We start from the raw sequence: 16031 nt of genomic DNA, 5'->3' as shown, positions 1-16031 counted from the left end.
CGTCGCCACCATGCACAACCTCACCATGACCGGCTGAACCAACAGGTCAAACACCACTTGACCTGCCCACACCCACCCTTCTGCAACAACCTTTAGGGCCAGACCACCAGGTCGACCGAGTCGTTGAGCTCCGGCGGCTCCTGGAGGTGCTGGCCGGGGAAGACCGGGCGGGCGGGGCCGTCCTCGTCGATGAGGAGGGCGACGCTGTCGGTGTTGTTCACCCACGACGAGACGTTGTCGGCGGCGGTGCCGCCGCCCGCCATCGGCAGGTCGCGGAGGTTGACGTTGTAGCCGGCGCCGATGCCGTAGGCCGGGCCCCGGTTTCCGTAGTCGCGGTACAGGCACAGGGTCGCCGACGGGCACGGCTCGGAGTCGTTGAGCGGCACCACGCCCGGCGGCAGCGCGGCCCGGACGGCGGAGGCGGGAGTGGAGCCGGGAGTGGCGGCCTGCGCGGTGGTCGCGCCCAGCGACAGCACGGCGCCGCCGACGGCGCTCGCCACCAACGCGGTCACCCGGACCAGCCTCGCGCGGCGCCTGTTCTGAAGGGTCATGTGTGCGTTTCTCCTGTGCTGAGTACCCACGACGGCAGGGCGGCGACGGCCGCCCCGGTCACAGTTCTGACGCCACCGGTCTTCCAACCGCCGGGCCACCGCCACACCCGCGGGCACAGGAAGCCACGCACGTGGGCCAATTCCTCATATCACCAGGTCAGGAGGGTTCCAGGGACGACTGGACACCGGCCCACCGCGCACCGCTCCTCAGAGCCGCCGCAGCCCCTGGTCCATGAAGGTGATCATCCAGTCGAAGCTCTCGTCGACGTCGGTGCTCCAGCGGAAGCCGCCGGCCGCCTGGAGGGTGGCGAAACCGTGGAACTGGCTGCGCAGCATGCGCAGGGCGTGGGGCACGTCGGCGTCGGCGATCTCGTATCCGCGCAGGACGGCGGAGAAGACGGCGAGCAGGCGCCGGCTGCCGACGGCGAGCGGATCGTCGGGGCCGGACGGTTCCAGTCCGAGGGCGGCGGCGTACCGGCCGGGGTGCTCGACGACGAAGGTGCGGAAGGCACGGGCGGCGGCCGCGAGGGCGTCGCGGCCCGCGTATCCCTGGACGGCGCCGCCGACCGTCTCGGCGGCCTCCTCCAGCGCCAGGGCCGCGATGCGGCGGTTGAGGTCCTCCTGGCCGGCCACGTGCTTGTACAGGGACGGGGCGCGGACGCCCAGCCGCTGGGCCAGGGAGCCCATCGTCAGGTTCCCCGGGCCCACCTCGTCGGCGAGTGCGGCACCGGCCGCGACCACGGCCGCCGTGTCGAGACCGGCCCTAGGCACGGACGGCGTCCGATCCGAGGAAAGCGAGCATGAGCGAAACCACCTGGTCGGGGAACTGGTCGTGGGGGTAGTGCCCGGCGCCCTCGATCATGTCGAGGCGGCCGAGACCGGCCGGCAGATCGCCGACGACGGCCGAGCCCTCCGCGTGCGGGTCGGCCCAGTCGGGGTCGAGCGTACCCATCACGACCAGCACCGGGCAGCGGACGTTGCCCAGCTGCGCGCCCGCGTCGGTCGGCGCGGAACGGCCCATTCCCTGGAGCGCCTTCATCCGGCCGGGCTCGCTCAGCAGCTCCCCGACGCGGTCGAGCCGCTCGGTCCAGTCGGCCGGCTTCGTCCCGGGGTAGGCCACGTCCAGGTACGCCCGCCACAGCCGCACGCTGCCGAACAGCCCTGCCCCGAGGAGTCGCGTCATCCCGCGCCGCAGCCGCTTCACCCGCAGGTCGCCCAGGCGGACCGACTGCTTCCGGGTGAACGGCGCCAGCTCCACGACCGCGCTGACCAGCGACGGTTCCAGGGCGGCGGCGATCGTGGCCGCTCCGCCGGAGATCGAGTGGCCGACGACGACCGCCGGGCCGCCCAGGTGGCGTACGACCGCGATCAGATCGCCGGCGATGGCCGTACGGCTCCAGTCCGACCAGGCGGTGCTGGACTCGCCGCAGCCGCGCAGATCGACGGCCGCCACCCGGTACCCCGCCGCCACCAGCGACGGGACCATCGCCCGGTACGCGGCACGGCTGTCGCCCATGCCGTGCGCGAGCACGATCAGCGGACCGGCCCCGGCGACCTCGTACGCGATGGTGCCGCCGTCGACGGTGAGGTACTCGGTCATCACAACCCCCTGGTGGACGAAACCCGCCGGCCGGCGGTTCGCTCGCCCGCCGACCAGTGGCTAACTGGAATAGCTAAAAGCTAATACTCATAGCCACGGCTGTCAACAGACCGGAAGGACACCGGCAGCACGTCGGTTGTCGGACCCGCCCCGTACGCTCGGCCGCATGACCGCCTTCCGCGACTTCAACTTCAAGCTGCTCGTCATCGAGCGCCTCATGTACGACACCGAAGTGCTCACCCCGGCCTTCCGGATCGCCGACTGCCTGAAGGAGAAGGGGATCGACGACCCGCAGGGCCACGCCTACGCCAACGGGCTCGCGCACACCGTGCTCCCGGAGGCACGCGCGTACTTCGAGGCACTGGAGATCGGTCCCGAACTGCTCGCGACGGTGGACACCCTCGACGTCGACGGCGGACTGCGGGTCTACCAGGAGTGCTCACCGGTCTGGGACGGCGAGGATGAGCTCTACGACATCGCGTCCCTGGACGACCTGGACCTGCTGCCGAATCTGCGAATGATCGCGGGCGTCGAGAACTGCGGCATAGGCGCGTCCTTCGACACCGCCGTCCTGACCGCACGGGGCATCGACTTCGACTGAGGCTTGGGGCTTGAGGCTTGAGGCTTGAGGCTTGAGGCTTGAGGCTTCGGGCTTGGGACCTGAGGCCTGGGAACCGAGGCCTGGGAACCGAGGGTCGTGGGCGGGCCCCGCGCCGCGTACGTGTTCCGGCGACCCACCGCGGGCATGATCAAATGCATGAAAGCCGACAAGCAGGATGTCGCGAGCGGGGGCGCGCAGCACGGCGCCCGCGCACCCCAGCGCATAGCCGGCGGCAGCCCGGCCGCGGGCGCCGCCCGCGAGAGCTCCACGCACACCCCCCTGCACACCCCCGCGCACCGCCCGGGGCAGATCCTCCACTGGAACTTCTTCATCGGCGGCCACCTCAGCACCTCCGTCCCCGTACGCCTCGTCGAACGCACGCCCGAGGGCCAGCTGGTGTGGATGGAGACGGGCACCCCGATGTGGCGTACGGCGCTGCCGCGCGGCGCCACGCACCTGCGCGACATCGCCCCGGACGAGCGGCCGGCCGGGGGTTACCCGGTCGTCGCCGGACGCTGGCCGATGGGCGACGCCCTCTTCTACCAGCCGACCGGCGCCGCGCACTCCGTCCTCTGGCTCTTCGGTCGCAGACGGAAGTTCCGCGGCTGGTACGTCAATCTCGAACACCGGGTCCACCACGGCGACGACATCGACATCGCCGACCACGAACTCGACCTCAACGTGGCCCCGGACCGGACCTGGCACTGGAAGGACGAGGAGTCCTTCGCCGAGAAGACCGGGCACCCCGCGTACTGGACCGCCGAGCAAGCCGTCGCCATCAGGGCCGAGGGGGCCCGGGTGGCCCGGCTCGCCGAGGCCGGAACCTTTCCCTTCGACGGTTCCTGGTGCGATTTCCGGCCCCCGCCCGCCTGGCGCACCCCGCCGCGCCCCCTGATCCCCCGTCACCCGCTGCTCCACAGCCCCACACAAGGCCCCTGACCGGCGACCGGAGCAGCGCATCCCGTGTGCGGCACAGGTCTCGGCCAGGGTGGCGCGAGGGCAATCATTGCCCGGCGTCACCCACCGTGATACACAGAGTAACCATACGTATATAGCCCACACATCGATTCGATCCGCAGGTCAGAACCGCCAGACCGGTCAAATGTGCGAGATCCGGGTAAAGAGAGCCGACAAGTCGTCGTACGAGAGCAGTTTCATCAGCGAAGATAGAGGGTGACCCGCGCCGTGCGGCGCGGGCTCCGAACTACCCAACAGGGGCGGTGACTTACATGATCCTGGCAGCTGAAAAGGGCGACATCACCACCATCATCGGCGGAATCGCCCCGAACTGGGGGCCGTTCGGGACCCTGGGCAACGAGGCCCGCGTGATGATCGAGGTCGTGATGGCGATCGCGATCCTGCTCTGCCTCGGCATCGCGGTCTGGGGCGCGGCCAAGCAGCGCATCGGTGCCACCGCGCTGCGCGACACGTTCAGCGCGGAACAGGGCAAGGGCCTGATCGTCGCGGGCCTGACCGGTGTGTTCATCATCGGATCGCTGGGAACCTTGTTCACCATCGTCTACGGGATGGCGGTCTGACCGACCGCCGGCCGCCGGCCCCCCGGCCGGACCCGCCCCACCGGCCCCACCGTCCGCCATCCACCGTCATCCGCCCGTCGTGCCCACCGGCAGAGGTTGCGTCTCCCTGATGTCGAGTCACCACACCGCGTCCACGCGGGAACCAGCACGGCTACCGTCGTACCACGGCATGGTCCAGGCAACGGTTGAGGGGGCGTACGCGGCATGAGTCACGACGACGGCTACGGCAGCGACTCGGGGCGCACCGGCGACGGCTACAGCACGATCGGCGGCACCCGCCAGACCCGCACCCGCCTCCCCGACCGCGAGGGCGACCCCTACACCCCCCGCCGCCCCGCCCGCACCTCCCGCTCCCTCGTCACCGTCGTCGGCGTCGTCGTCGTCCTCCTCGGCGCCATCGCCTTCGCCAACATGGGCGGCGACGACACCGACAACAACGGCCCCTCCGGCACCAAGGACAAGAACACCACCTCGACCCCGACCTCCCCCACCGGCACGAAGCCGGTAACGGGGAAGAACGGGTCCATCCCGTCGGGCTTCGCACATGACGAGCAGGGGGCGCAGAGCGCGGCGGCGAACTATTCGGTGGTGCTCGTCTCCGCGGACATCCTGAAGCCCACCGAGCGTGCGCGCATCGTTCAGCAGGTCTTCGTCCCCGGTCGAATCGACGAACTCTCGTCGAAGTTCAATCAGGCGTATAGCAAGGACTTCCTCGACAAGGTCGGCCTCGACGAGAACGGCAACGCCGCCGACGGCATGATGTACGTCTCCAGAACCGCCCCTGTCGGAACCAAGGTGACCCAGTTCTCCGACACCTCCGCGACCGTGGAGGTCTGGTGCACGGGGGTCTTCGGTACGGCCGGTATCGGCTCCACCAACCCTGTGAGCAACGACTGGTTCACCATGACGTTGAAGCTCCAGTGGCAGGGCGGCGACTGGAAGGTCGACAGTTTCGCCCAGAAGGACGGCCCGGCACCGGTCAACACCGACCGTACGGCTTCCGATGCGGACGAGATCGCCAAGGCTGTCGAGGAGTACGGAGGCTTCACGTATGCCCGCTGAATCGCGCACCGCTTTCAAGCTCGGCATGACCCTGGCGAGCCTCCAAGCAACCCTTGTCATCCTCGCAACCCGCGCGGCAGCTGCCCCGTCGCCATCACCGTCCCCCGCGCCATCCTCGTCCGCCAACGGGGACTGTTCCCTCATCGTCGGCCCCGCCAAGGACTACTGCGAAGGCAGCAACGCCAGCTCCCCCAAATCCACGCCCCCCAACAGCACCGACCCCGCCCTCGACCCCCTCACCTCCCTCGGCCGAGGCTGCGCCGATGCCGCCGCGTGGATCGTGGGGAAGCTCAGCGACGCCGTCAAGAGCACCGCGAACGTCGACTTCACGAACACCCGCTTCCTCCAGCAGTACGCGATCGTCTTCGCCGCCTCCACCGTCCTGACGCTCGTCCTCTGGCTCCTCGCCGTCGCCAAGCGCGCGATCCGCGGCGTGCCGCTCACCACGGCACTGTCGGAGGCCATCGGCTTCCTGTGGCTCACGGTGCTCGCCTCGGCGTTCACCCCCCTGATCCTGTACACGATCGTGTCCGCCACCGACGGCGTCACGGAGGTCATCGCCTCCTCGTCCGGCGGACAGACCGACGTGTTCTTCGGGTCCTTCGCCGAGGCGCTCAAGAAGGACTCCGACATCGGCGGCGGCCCGATCATGCTGATCGTCGTCTCACTGGTGTCGATCCTCGCCGCGGGCATCCTCTGGCTGGAACTCGTGATCCGCGCCGCCCTGCTCTACGTCGGCGCCCTCCTCGGAACCGTCGTGTACGCAGGGCTCGTCGACAAGAACATGTGGGGACACGTACGCCGCTGGGCGGGCATCATGATCGCGGTGATCATGGTGAAACCGGTCATCGTCATCGTGCTCGGTCTGGCCGGCGCCCTGTCCTCCGACGGCGGCCCGGACGCCTTCTCCGCCGTCGTCTCCGGACTCGCCATCATCCTGCTGGCCATCTTCGCCTCCGGCATGATCTACCGCTTCGTCCCCGGCTTCGGCGACGAGATCCAGGGCGCCCGCACCAACCGCAAGCAGGCCACCGACGGCTCCCAGGCCGCCGCCCTGATCAGCTCCCCCGCCGCCCTCGTCTCCCAGGGCATCAAGACCCACAGCAGCCGCGGCGGCCAGGACAGCGGCTCCGGCGGCGCCCGCCCCGCCAACCCGGTCAGCGGCGGCGTCGCCGCACACAGCTCCCGCACCTCCGGAAGCGGGGCCGGCGGCGGCTCCGCACCCCCGCCCCGCAGCGGTTCGGGCCCCACCTCCGGCACCCCGCACGGCAGCCGCGGCACCGGCGGACCAGGCAGTTCAGGTAACAAGAGCACAGGAGGTGGCGGGCGTTGAGCACGCAGGCCCAGCCCATCACGCCCCGCCGTACGTATCTCATCGGCCGCGCCCGGCCGAACGCGATCGTCGGCAAGAACCGCGAGACCGGCGAGATCGCGCTGATCATCGGCGGAGCGTTCCTCGGCATGATGAGCGGGCTGCTCATCCCCGTCCTCTCCCTGCGGATCGTGCTGCTCACCGGCTTCCCGCTGCTCGCCCTGGCGATCGTCTACGTCCCGTACAAGCACCGCACGTTCTACAAGTGGTTCGAGATCAACCGCAGCTTCAAGCGCACCCTGCGCAGCGGCACCACCTACCGCTCCGCCGCCATGGAGGCGGGCGTCCGCGCCGACGGGCGCGAGGTCGAGATCGGCCCGCCCCCCGGCATCGGCCGCATCAGCTGGCTCGCCGCCCCCTTCGGCCCGGACGAGATCGCCGTCCTGCTGCACGCCGACCGCCGCACCGTCACCGCCGCCATCGAGATCGAGGGCCCCGGCGTCGGCCTCCGCGACAGCGAGGACCAGGAAGCCCTCGTCGACCGCTTCGGCACCCTCCTCAAGCACGTCGCCAACGGCGACGGCTTCGTCACCCGCATCCAGATGCTGGCCCGCACCCTCCCCGCCGACCCCGACGCCCATGCCAAGGACGTCGGCCAGCGCGGCGACCCCACCTCCCCGACCTGGCTCCAGGACTCCTACGACCAGCTCCAGTCCATGGTCTCCACCTCCAGCGAGCAGCACCGCGCCTACCTCGTCGCCTGCATGCACTACACCCGCGAGCTGGCCGCCGAGGCCCACGCCATGGCCCGCGCCGCCCGCCCCCAGGCCGGCCGCAAGCTCGACCGCGACGCCGGTCTCGCCGTCGTCATGGCCCGCGAGCTCACCGACATCTGCGCCCGCCTCGCCGAGGCCGACATCCGGGTCCGCCAGCCGCTCGGCCAGAGCCGCCTGGCCTCCCTCGTGCACTCGATGTACGACCCCGACCACCCCATCGACCACATCCAGGCCATGACCAAGCGCAACGCCTGGCCCGCCGAGCTCGACGCGCTCGAACCGACCTACCTCCAGGCCAAAACCCGCGAGTCCTCCACCCGCGCCCCCTGGTGCCACTCCACGGCCTGGGTGAAGGAGTGGCCGATGACCCCCGTCGGCGTCAACTTCCTCGCCCCGCTCCTCGTCCACACCCCCGACGTGATCCGCACGGTCGCGGTCTGCATGGACCTCGAACCCACCGAGGTCGCCATCGAGCGGATGCTCACCGAGAAGACCAACGACGAGGCCGAGGCCAGCCGCCAGGCCAAGATGAACCGCACCGTCGACCCCCGCGACATCGCCGCCCACGGCCGGCTCGACCAGCGGGGTGAAGATCTCGCCAGCGGCGCGGCCGGGGTCAACCTCGTGGGGTACATCACCGTGTCGTCGCGCTCCCCCGAATCCCTCGCCCGCGACAAGCGGACGATCCGCGCCTCGGCCGGCAAGTCCTATCTCAAGCTGGAGTGGTGCGACCGCGAGCACCACCGCGCGTTCGTCAACACCCTGCCGTTCGCCACCGGCATCCGCCGCTAACCGCCAGTCCGCGACACCGAGAGGGAGGTCAGTCACGCCATGCGAGATCCGCTGTCCGCGTTGTCGGACGCCTTTACCGCCTTCCTCTTCGGGAAGGTGGAGACGACCCGGCTGCCCGTCCGCACCTCGACCGGCCAGGCCCAGGCCGTCTATCTGCCCACCGCCGCGCCCGGACTCGGCGACTCCGGGGTGATCATCGGCCGCGAGGTCTACTCCGGCAAGGGCTACATCTACGACCCCTTCCAGCTGTACGGCCAGCAGCTCCCCGCCCCGCACTGGCTGGTCCTCGGCGAGTCCGGCAACGGCAAGTCCGCCCTGGAGAAGACCTACGTCCTGCGCCAGCTGCGCTTCCGCGACCGCCAGGTCGTCGTCCTGGACGCCCAGGGCGAGGACGGCGTCGGCGAGTGGAACCTGATCGCCCAGGAGCTGGGCCTCACCCCCATCCGCCTCGACCCCACCTCCGCCCTCAACGGCGGCATCCGCCTCAACCCGCTCGACCCGTCCATCACCAGCACCGGCCAGCTCGCCCTGCTCCGCACCATCATCGAAGTCGCCATGGGCCACGGCCTCGACGAACGCTCCGGCTTCGCCCTCAAGGTCGCCCACGCCTACGTCAACGAGACGACGACCGACCGCCAGCCCGTCCTCATGGACATCGTCGAACAGCTCCGCCACCCGGAGCCGGAGTCCGCCGAGGCGATGAACGTCGACATAGACGACGTACGGGCCTGGGGCCTGGACGTCGCCCTCGTCCTGGACCGGCTCGTCGACGGCGACCTGCGCGGCATGTTCGACGGACCGACCTCCGCCGGCATCGACCTCGACGCCCCGCTGATCGTCTTCGACCTCTCCCACATCGACCGCAACTCGATCGCCATGCCGATCCTGATGGCGATCGTCGGCGTCTGGCTGGAGCACACCTGGATCAGGCCCGACCGGAAGAAGCGCATCTTCCTGGTCGAGGAGGCCTGGCACATCATCAACTCCCCGTTCGTCGCCCAGCTCTTCCAGCGCCTGCTGAAGTTCGGCCGACGGCTCGGGCTCTCCTTCGTCGCCGTCGTCCACCACCTCAGCGACGTCGTCGACGGAGCCGCCGCACGGGAGGCCGCGGCCATCCTCAAGATGGCCTCCACCCGCACCATCTACGCCCAGAAGGCCGACGAGGCCAGAGCCACCGGCCGCGTCCTCGGCCTGCCCCGCTGGGCCGTCGAGATCATCCCCACGCTCACCCCCGGCATCGCCGTCTGGGACGTCAACGGAAACGTACAGGTCGTCAAACACCTGATCACCGAGGCCGAACGCCCCCTCGTTTTCACCGACCGCGCCATGACCGAGTCCTCCGCGAGCGGCCTCCTCCCCGACGACGTACGCGCCGCCGAACTGGAGGCGGAGGAGCGCGCGGCACGCATCGAGCACGGGCAGCGGCTCACCGAGTCGTCCGAGTCAACGGTGGCCTGACGTGGCGGGTACGGGGCAGGGCGACGTACGCGGACGGAGCGGCGGCAGCGGCGGAGGCATCCCCGACGGACTCCTCGTCGGGCTGATCGCCTTCCTCCTCGGCCTCACCCTGCTGGCCTGGACGGCGACCGGCCTGGCCGGCCTCCTCGCCCACGGGGCCTGGCCAACGGCCGTCTCCCTCGCCGAGACCCCGCTCGCCATGCGCCGCCTGGTCGCCGCCCCGCACGACCTGCCCGCCGCCTGGCCCGCCACCCCGCCCGGGGAACTCTCCGGGTACGGACTGTTCTGGGGCCTGTTCATCGGCGAACTCATGGTCCTGGTGGTGCTCACGGTCTTCGTGATGGGCGTCCTCGCCCGCTGGCGCGTCGTCCGCGCCCGCCAGCGGGCGGAACGCCTGGAGCAGCGGTCCGCGCACCGGCAGCAGAACAGGCACCGGTCCGAGCCCCACCACGACACCCCGCAGGAGTACGCGGACGAGGCACCCCCGGCCCGCACCACACCGCACCCCACCACAGAAGCGACACCGGCACCGTCCCCGGCACCCGCATCCGCATCCGCATCCGCACCGTCCCCGGCACCGGAGCCGACCCCCCACCCCGACCGAGCCGAAGCCCCCGACACCCGCGAGGCACCCCTCACCGCCCCGCCCACCGCCCCCCTCGCCCAGGCCGCCCCGGCCCCCCTCACCGAAGCACCCCCCACCGTCCCCGCACCCCGCACCCCCCTCGTCGTCTACGGCCCCGCCGCCACCCGCCGGCTCACCGCCGTACGGACGATCCGCGAGGCGGACGGCCCCGTGCTCGTCGTCACCTCGGACCCCGGGCTCTGGGCCGAGACCAAGGACGCACGGGCCAAGCTCGGTCCCGTCCTCGTCTACGACCCCGGCCACCTCTGCGACACCCCCGCCCGGCTCCACTGGTCCCCCACCAGCGGATGCGAACAGCCCGACCGCGCCGCGGCCCGCGCGACCGCGCTCCTCGCCCCCGTCCGCCCGCAGGCCCGCATCGACGCGGCGACGGCCGACACCGCGGAAACCCTGCTGCGCTGCTGGCTGCACGCCGCCGCGATCGACGGCCGCCCCTTCCGCCAGGTCCACCGCTGGGCCCTCGGCGGCAGCGGCCACGAACCGGTACGGCTGCTGCGCACCCACCCCAAGGCCGCCTCCGGACTCGCCGGACTCCTGGAATCCGCGCTCACCGCCCACCCGGAGCGCCGCGACATGGCCCAGGAACTGACCGTACGGGCCCTGGGCGCCCTCGGCTCCGTACACATCCGGGACGCCTGCACACCGAACCGGGCCGACACCCTCGCACGGGAGTCGTTCATGGCCGAGGGCGGCAGCCTCTACGTCGTCGGCGAACCGATCGAGAACCCCCGCTCAAGTCCCGGAACCATGCCCCTGCTCACCGCGCTCACCGCGGACGTGGTCGAGCACGCCCTCCGCACGGCTGCACGGTCGTCCGCCGGACGCCTCGACCCGCCCCTGACGCTCGTCCTCGACGACATCGCCGCCGTCGCCCCGCTGCCCGCCCTGCCGGACCTCCTCGCGTCCGGAGAGGAGAAGGGCCTGCCCACCGTCGCCCTGCTGCGCTCCCCCGAGCAGGCCCGCGCCCGCTGGGCGCGACAGCTGCGCACCCCGACGGCGCCCTGAGCCCCTACGGGCGCGCGACCGCGTACTCCAGCTCACGCGCCTGCGGATCGTTCGGCATCGGCACGCTCTCCCCGGTCGGCACGAAACCGATCCTGCGGTACAGGGCGGCCGCCCGGCCGTTGTCCTCGTGGACATGGAGCCGCACCCGTGCGACCGGCGGCCCCTCCAGCGACCACGCCCAGTCCATCCCGGCCCGGAACAGCTCCTCGGCCAGCCCCGCACCCCGCGCCTCCGGCCGCACGAACACCGCGACCACATGGGCCTGGTCGACCTCGGCCGCCTGACCGAACCGCACCTCGTCGTCCGGGCGCTCGATCAGCACGGTCACCGTCCCCGCCCAGCCGCCGTCCGGCGCCTCCGCGATGAACTGACGCACCCGGCCCTCGCCGTCCTCCGACGCGTTGCGCGTCCGGTCCCGCCAGAAGTCGTCGGCGGCCGCCGCGGCGTTCTCGTACGTCTCCAGGAACGCCAGGTGGGCGACCGGATCCCGCAGCGCGGCCAGCCGAAGCTCCTTCGCCCGCTGCCACTCGTCGGCCCGCACGGCCCGTATCACGTAGTCCATGGTCCGATCCTGACCCGCACCCGGTCACCCCCGCAATCGCATTCCCCGCAGGCCGGACCCCCTCCCGCACCCCGGCCGGCCCCGTCGTACCCCGGTACTACACCGCACCCCACGTCCCGCCCACGGTCCGACGCCCGCACCCCGCCCGCTCCCTAGCGTCGACCCCATGATCCGGGCATACGAACTCACCAAGCGCTACGGCTCCACCACCGTCGTCCAGGACCTCGACTTCACCGTGCGGCCCGGCACCGTCACCGGCTTCCTCGGCCCGAACGGCGCCGGCAAATCCACCACCATGCGCATGCTCCTCGGCCTGGACGCCCCCACCCGGGGCCGCTCCACCATCGGCGGACGCGCGTACGCCACCCACAGCGCACCCCTCACCGAGGTCGGCGCGCTCCTGGAGGCCCGCTCGGTCCACCCCGGACGCACCGCCTTCCACCACCTGATGGCCCTCGCCCACACCCACGGCATCCCCCGCCGCCGCGTCGAGCACGTCCTCGACCTCGCCGGACTGACCGCCGTCGCCCACACCCGCGTCAAGGGCTTCTCCCTCGGCATGGGCCAGCGACTCGGCATCGCCGCCGCCCTGCTCGGGGACCCGGCCACCCTGATCCTCGACGAACCGGTCAACGGCCTGGACCCCGAGGGCGTCCTCTGGATCCGCACCCTGCTGAAGTCCCTCGCCGAGCAGGGCCGCACCGTCCTCGTCTCCTCGCACCTGATGAGCGAAATGGCCCTCACCGCCGACCGCCTCGTCATCATCGGACGCGGCCGCCTCCTCGCCGACACCACGGTCACCGACTTCGTCGCCCGCGCCGGCGGCTCCACCGTCAAGGTCGTCACCCCGCAGGCCACCGCCCTCGCCGAACTCCTGCGCGCCCCCGGCATCCAGATCAGCGGCGGCGACGGCCGGGAGGAACTCGACGTACGGGGCACCGACGCCGCCCACATCGGCCGCCTCGCCGCCGCGCACGGCATTCCGCTGTACGAACTGACGCCGCGCACCGCCTCCCTGGAACAGGCCTTCATGGATCTCACCCACGCATCCGTCCAGTACCGGGTCAGCACTCCCGAAGCGACCGGGAGCCTCGAAGCGACCGCAACCCCCGAACCGACCGGAGCCCCCGCATGACCACCACCGCCACCGCGCCCGCGTCCGCCCCGTCCCCGTACCGCGTCACCCCGGCCCGCGTCCTGCGCTCCGAATGGCACAAGCTGCGCACCCTGCGCTCCACCTGGATCACCCTCGGCTCGGCCGCCGCGCTCGTCCTGGCCGTCGGCATCGTCATGGGCACCACGTACACCTCCGACGGCGGCGACTCCGACATCGACACCGTCGTCCTCGTCCTCTACGGGACCGTCCTCGGCAGCCTCTGCACCGTCGTCCTGGGCATCCTCGTCACCGCCGGCGAGTACTCCACCGGCATGATCCGCGCCTCGCTCACCGCCGTGCCCCGACGCGTCCCGGTGCTGTGGGCCAAGGCCGCCGTCTTCGCCGCCGCCGTGTTCGCGGTCATGCTGGCGACCTCGCTGATCACGTTCCCGGTCGCGCAGATCTTCCTCCGGGACACCGACCAGGCGGCCTCCCTGACCGACCCGGGCGTGCTGCGCGCCCTCGTCGGCAACGCGGCCGGGACCATGCTGCTGAGCCTGATCGCGCTCGGCCTGGGCGCCCTGCTCCGCTCGGTCCCGGGCGCCATCGGCGCCTTCATCGGGGGCGTGATGGTCCTGCCGGAAGTCCTCGCGATGCTCCCGTACGACGCTGTCGAGACGGCCGTACGCTACTTCCCCACCCAGTCCGCCGGCGTACTCGGCTCCGCCACCCCGCTCCCCGGCGCCGCCTCCCCCGCCGGGGGCCTGCTCGCCCTGGTCCTGTGGACCTCGGCGACACTGATCACGGCCGCGGTCCTCCTGCGGCGGCGCGACGCATGACACGGACGGGGGCCGGGCACGCGGTGGACGGACGGACGAGCGACGAACGGGCAGCGGACGGGCGGAAGGGCGACGAACGGCCGGCGGGCGGACGGGCGGCCGGCGACATCGGTGACCCACCCACCGGCCCCCGCACCGACGACCGGACCCCCACCCCGGGCGGCTTCCCGCTCACCGGCCCCCTCCAGCGCCTGACCCAGCGCGTCCGCGCCTTCGACCGCGCCCGTCCCCTGGCCTGGGACGGCCTGCTCACCGCCTTCTGGGTCCTGTTCGCCGTCCTCGACGTCTCCACCGGCGGCTGGCGTACGGTCGCCGTCGACCCGACCGTCTCCGGGCACCTGGTGCTCGCGATGAGCGCGGCGTTCTCCGCCCCACTGCTGTGGCGCCGCCGCCGGCCGCTGACCGTTCTGCTGGTCATGGCCCCGGTCTCGCTGGTCAACGTGTGGACGGGGGCGATGATCCAGGCCTCGTTCCTCCAGGAGATCGTGGTCTTCAACATCGCGGTACGCCAGCCCGTACGCACCCTGGCCTGGGCGGGCGGCATCGTCCTCGCCCCCCTGGTGATCGGCTCGCTGCGGTCCCCGGATCCCTGGAACACGCTCTTCGCCCCGCATCTGTACGCGCTCGCCTTCGCCGCGCTCGCCGGCATCGTCGTCCGCACCCGCAAGGAGTACACCGAGGCCCTCGTCGACCGCGCCGACCGGCTCGAACGCGAACGCGACCAGCAGGCCCGCCTCGCGGCGGCCGCCGAACGGACCCGGATCGCCCGCGAGATGCACGACATCATCGGCCACAACCTCTCGGTGATCACCGGCCTCGCGGACGGCGGTGCCTACGCGGCCGCCAAGAGCCCGGAACGTGCGGCCCAGGCCCTGGACGCCATCGGCACCACCAGCCGCCAGGCCCTCGCCGAACTCCGCCGGCTGCTGGGCGTCCTGCGCGATCCCCCGGCCGAGGCCGACCGCACCCCCCAGCCCACGCTGGACGACCTCGACGCCCTGCTGACCGGCGTACGCGCCGCCGGACTCCCCGTACGCCTCCACCGCCACGGCACACCACCCGCTCTCCCGCCCACCCCGGGACGGCAGCTGACGGTGTACCGGGTGGTGCAGGAGGCCCTGACGAACACCCTGAAGCACGCGTCCCCGGATCCCTCCCTGGCGGCCGAGGTCACCCTCGTCTACCGTTCCGGGGTACTGGAGGCCCTGATCTCGGACAACGGTGCGCCGAGATCGGACGACGACGCCTCGGCCGGCAGCGGCCAGGGCATCACGGGCATGCGCGAACGCGCCTCCCTGTACGACGGCACCCTCGAAGCGGGCCGGCCCGGCCCAGCCACCGGCTGGCGGGTACGGCTCCTCCTGCCCCTGGAGGATTCCCCCTCGTGACGACCGTGCTCATCGCGGACGACCTGCCCATGCAGCGCTTCGGATTCCGCATGCTGCTGGAGAGCCAGGACGACATGACCGTCGTCGGCGAGGCCTCCAACGGCCACGAAGCCCTCCAACTCGTGGCCCGGCACCAGCCGGACGTCGTCCTCATGGACATCCGCATGCCGCTCCTCGACGGCATCGAGGCCACCCGCCGCATCATCAGGACCGGTTCCCGTACGCGCGTCCTCATCGTCACCACCTTCGACCTGGACCGGTACGCGTACGACGGACTCCGCGCGGGCGCCAGCGGCTTCCTCATCAAGGACGCCCTCCCGGAAGAACTGCTCTCCGGCGTCCGGGCCGTGGCCAGTGGCGACGCCGTCGTCGCCCCGAGCCTGACGCGCCGTCTCCTGGACGCGTACGTCCAGCACTTGCCGGCCGCCCCCGGTGCCCCCGCCACCCCGGACGCCCGCATCGCGAAGCTGACCGAACGCGAGACGGAGATCCTCACCGTCATCGGCCAGGGCTGGACCAACTCGGAGATCGCGGAACGTCTCCACCTCGCCGAATCCACGGTGAAGACGCATGTCTCACGCATCCTCGCGAAGACCGGCGCCCGGGACCGGGTCCAGGCGGTCATCCTGGCGTACGACACCCACCTGGTGTCAGCGGGCTGAACCAACCGAGAACGCGAGCCGAGAACGCGAAAGGTCCTGAAAAGCAGGAAAGCCCCGTGCCAACGGCACGGGGCTTTCCCACAAAGATTGTTCGGCGGCGTCCTACTCTCCCACAGGGTCCCCCCTGCAGTACCATCGGCGCT

16 protein-coding genes are annotated in these 16031 nt (G+C 71.6%); 12 read left to right on the top strand and 4 right to left on the bottom strand.

The window, feature by feature from the left end:
* Positions 1 to 92: 92 nt before the first annotated feature.
* From ACFVDM_RS38130 to ACFVDM_RS38120, 3 genes are all read right to left on the bottom strand, one after another.
* Positions 93 to 551, bottom strand: coding sequence for a peptidase inhibitor family I36 protein (locus ACFVDM_RS38130; protein ID WP_383651388.1), 459 nt, complete (start codon positions 549 to 551; stop codon positions 93 to 95).
* Between the two features lie 207 nt (positions 552 to 758).
* A complete protein-coding gene (locus ACFVDM_RS38125) occupies positions 759 to 1292 on the bottom strand; it encodes a TetR/AcrR family transcriptional regulator (RefSeq protein WP_383651390.1) in 534 nt (177 codons plus the stop codon).
* A 22-nt stretch (positions 1293 to 1314) separates the two neighbouring features.
* A complete protein-coding gene (locus ACFVDM_RS38120) occupies positions 1315 to 2151 on the bottom strand; it encodes an alpha/beta fold hydrolase (RefSeq protein ID WP_383651386.1) in 837 nt (278 codons plus the stop codon).
* A gap of 166 nt (positions 2152 to 2317) precedes the next feature.
* Here ACFVDM_RS38120 and ACFVDM_RS38115 point away from each other — a divergent pair, with 166 nt between their 5' ends.
* The 8 genes from ACFVDM_RS38115 (at position 2318) to ACFVDM_RS38080 (ending at position 11341) form a co-directional block, all read left to right on the top strand.
* Positions 2318 to 2752, top strand: a complete 435-nt coding sequence (locus tag ACFVDM_RS38115) for a DUF6892 domain-containing protein (RefSeq protein WP_383651383.1) — start codon at positions 2318 to 2320, stop codon at positions 2750 to 2752.
* A 156-nt stretch (positions 2753 to 2908) separates the two neighbouring features.
* Complete coding sequence (locus ACFVDM_RS38110; RefSeq protein WP_383651378.1) at positions 2909 to 3691, top strand: DUF402 domain-containing protein; 783 nt, start codon at positions 2909 to 2911, stop codon at positions 3689 to 3691.
* A 290-nt stretch (positions 3692 to 3981) separates the two neighbouring features.
* A complete protein-coding gene (locus ACFVDM_RS38105) occupies positions 3982 to 4290 on the top strand; it encodes a hypothetical protein (RefSeq protein WP_018101695.1) in 309 nt (102 codons plus the stop codon).
* Between the two features lie 204 nt (positions 4291 to 4494).
* A complete protein-coding gene (locus tag ACFVDM_RS38100) occupies positions 4495 to 5352 on the top strand; it encodes a hypothetical protein (protein ID WP_383651375.1) in 858 nt (285 codons plus the stop codon).
* Complete coding sequence (locus tag ACFVDM_RS38095) at positions 5342 to 6685, top strand: hypothetical protein (RefSeq protein ID WP_383651373.1); 1344 nt, start codon at positions 5342 to 5344, stop codon at positions 6683 to 6685. The genes ACFVDM_RS38100 and ACFVDM_RS38095 overlap by 11 nt, the downstream gene beginning before the upstream one ends.
* Positions 6682 to 8232, top strand: a complete 1551-nt coding sequence (locus tag ACFVDM_RS38090; RefSeq protein ID WP_383651371.1) for an SCO6880 family protein — start codon at positions 6682 to 6684, stop codon at positions 8230 to 8232. Before ACFVDM_RS38095 ends, ACFVDM_RS38090 begins: the two co-directional genes overlap by 4 nt.
* A gap of 39 nt (positions 8233 to 8271) precedes the next feature.
* Complete coding sequence (locus ACFVDM_RS38085) at positions 8272 to 9690, top strand: ATP-binding protein (protein ID WP_383651368.1); 1419 nt, start codon at positions 8272 to 8274, stop codon at positions 9688 to 9690.
* 1 nt (position 9691) lies between these two features.
* Positions 9692 to 11341: a type IV secretory system conjugative DNA transfer family protein gene (locus tag ACFVDM_RS38080; RefSeq protein WP_383651366.1), complete on the top strand. Its 1650-nt coding sequence runs from the start codon at positions 9692 to 9694 to the stop codon at positions 11339 to 11341.
* A gap of 4 nt (positions 11342 to 11345) precedes the next feature.
* Here the strand turns inward: ACFVDM_RS38080 and ACFVDM_RS38075 are convergent, their stop codons facing one another.
* Entirely contained in the window at positions 11346 to 11903 is a 558-nt protein-coding gene (locus ACFVDM_RS38075; protein ID WP_383651361.1) for a GNAT family N-acetyltransferase, read from the bottom strand.
* Between the two features lie 166 nt (positions 11904 to 12069).
* Here ACFVDM_RS38075 and ACFVDM_RS38070 point away from each other — a divergent pair, with 166 nt between their 5' ends.
* From ACFVDM_RS38070 to ACFVDM_RS38055, 4 genes are read left to right on the top strand one after another with little or no spacing between them, the layout of a single operon-like run.
* A complete protein-coding gene (locus tag ACFVDM_RS38070) occupies positions 12070 to 13038 on the top strand; it encodes an ATP-binding cassette domain-containing protein (protein ID WP_383651359.1) in 969 nt (322 codons plus the stop codon).
* A complete protein-coding gene (locus tag ACFVDM_RS38065) occupies positions 13035 to 13838 on the top strand; it encodes an ABC transporter permease (protein ID WP_383651357.1) in 804 nt (267 codons plus the stop codon). The genes ACFVDM_RS38070 and ACFVDM_RS38065 overlap by 4 nt, the downstream gene beginning before the upstream one ends.
* The gene (locus tag ACFVDM_RS38060) at positions 13835 to 15226 is read left to right on the top strand and encodes a sensor histidine kinase (RefSeq protein ID WP_383651354.1); all 1392 of its coding nucleotides are present in this window, start codon (positions 13835 to 13837) and stop codon (positions 15224 to 15226) included. Before ACFVDM_RS38065 ends, ACFVDM_RS38060 begins: the two co-directional genes overlap by 4 nt.
* Positions 15223 to 15888 (top strand): response regulator, encoded by a 666-nt coding sequence (locus ACFVDM_RS38055; RefSeq protein WP_383651351.1) that lies wholly within the window; start codon positions 15223 to 15225, stop codon positions 15886 to 15888. The genes ACFVDM_RS38060 and ACFVDM_RS38055 overlap by 4 nt, the downstream gene beginning before the upstream one ends.
* Positions 15889 to 16031: the final 143 nt, after the last annotated feature.

It is taken from the genome of Streptomyces sp. NPDC057682 (genome assembly GCF_042799575.1).
Taxonomy (GTDB): Bacteria; Actinomycetota; Actinomycetes; order Streptomycetales; family Streptomycetaceae; genus Streptomyces.
Note: the sequence above shows the minus strand (reverse complement) of the source record. Positions and strands in the feature narration are given on the sequence as shown.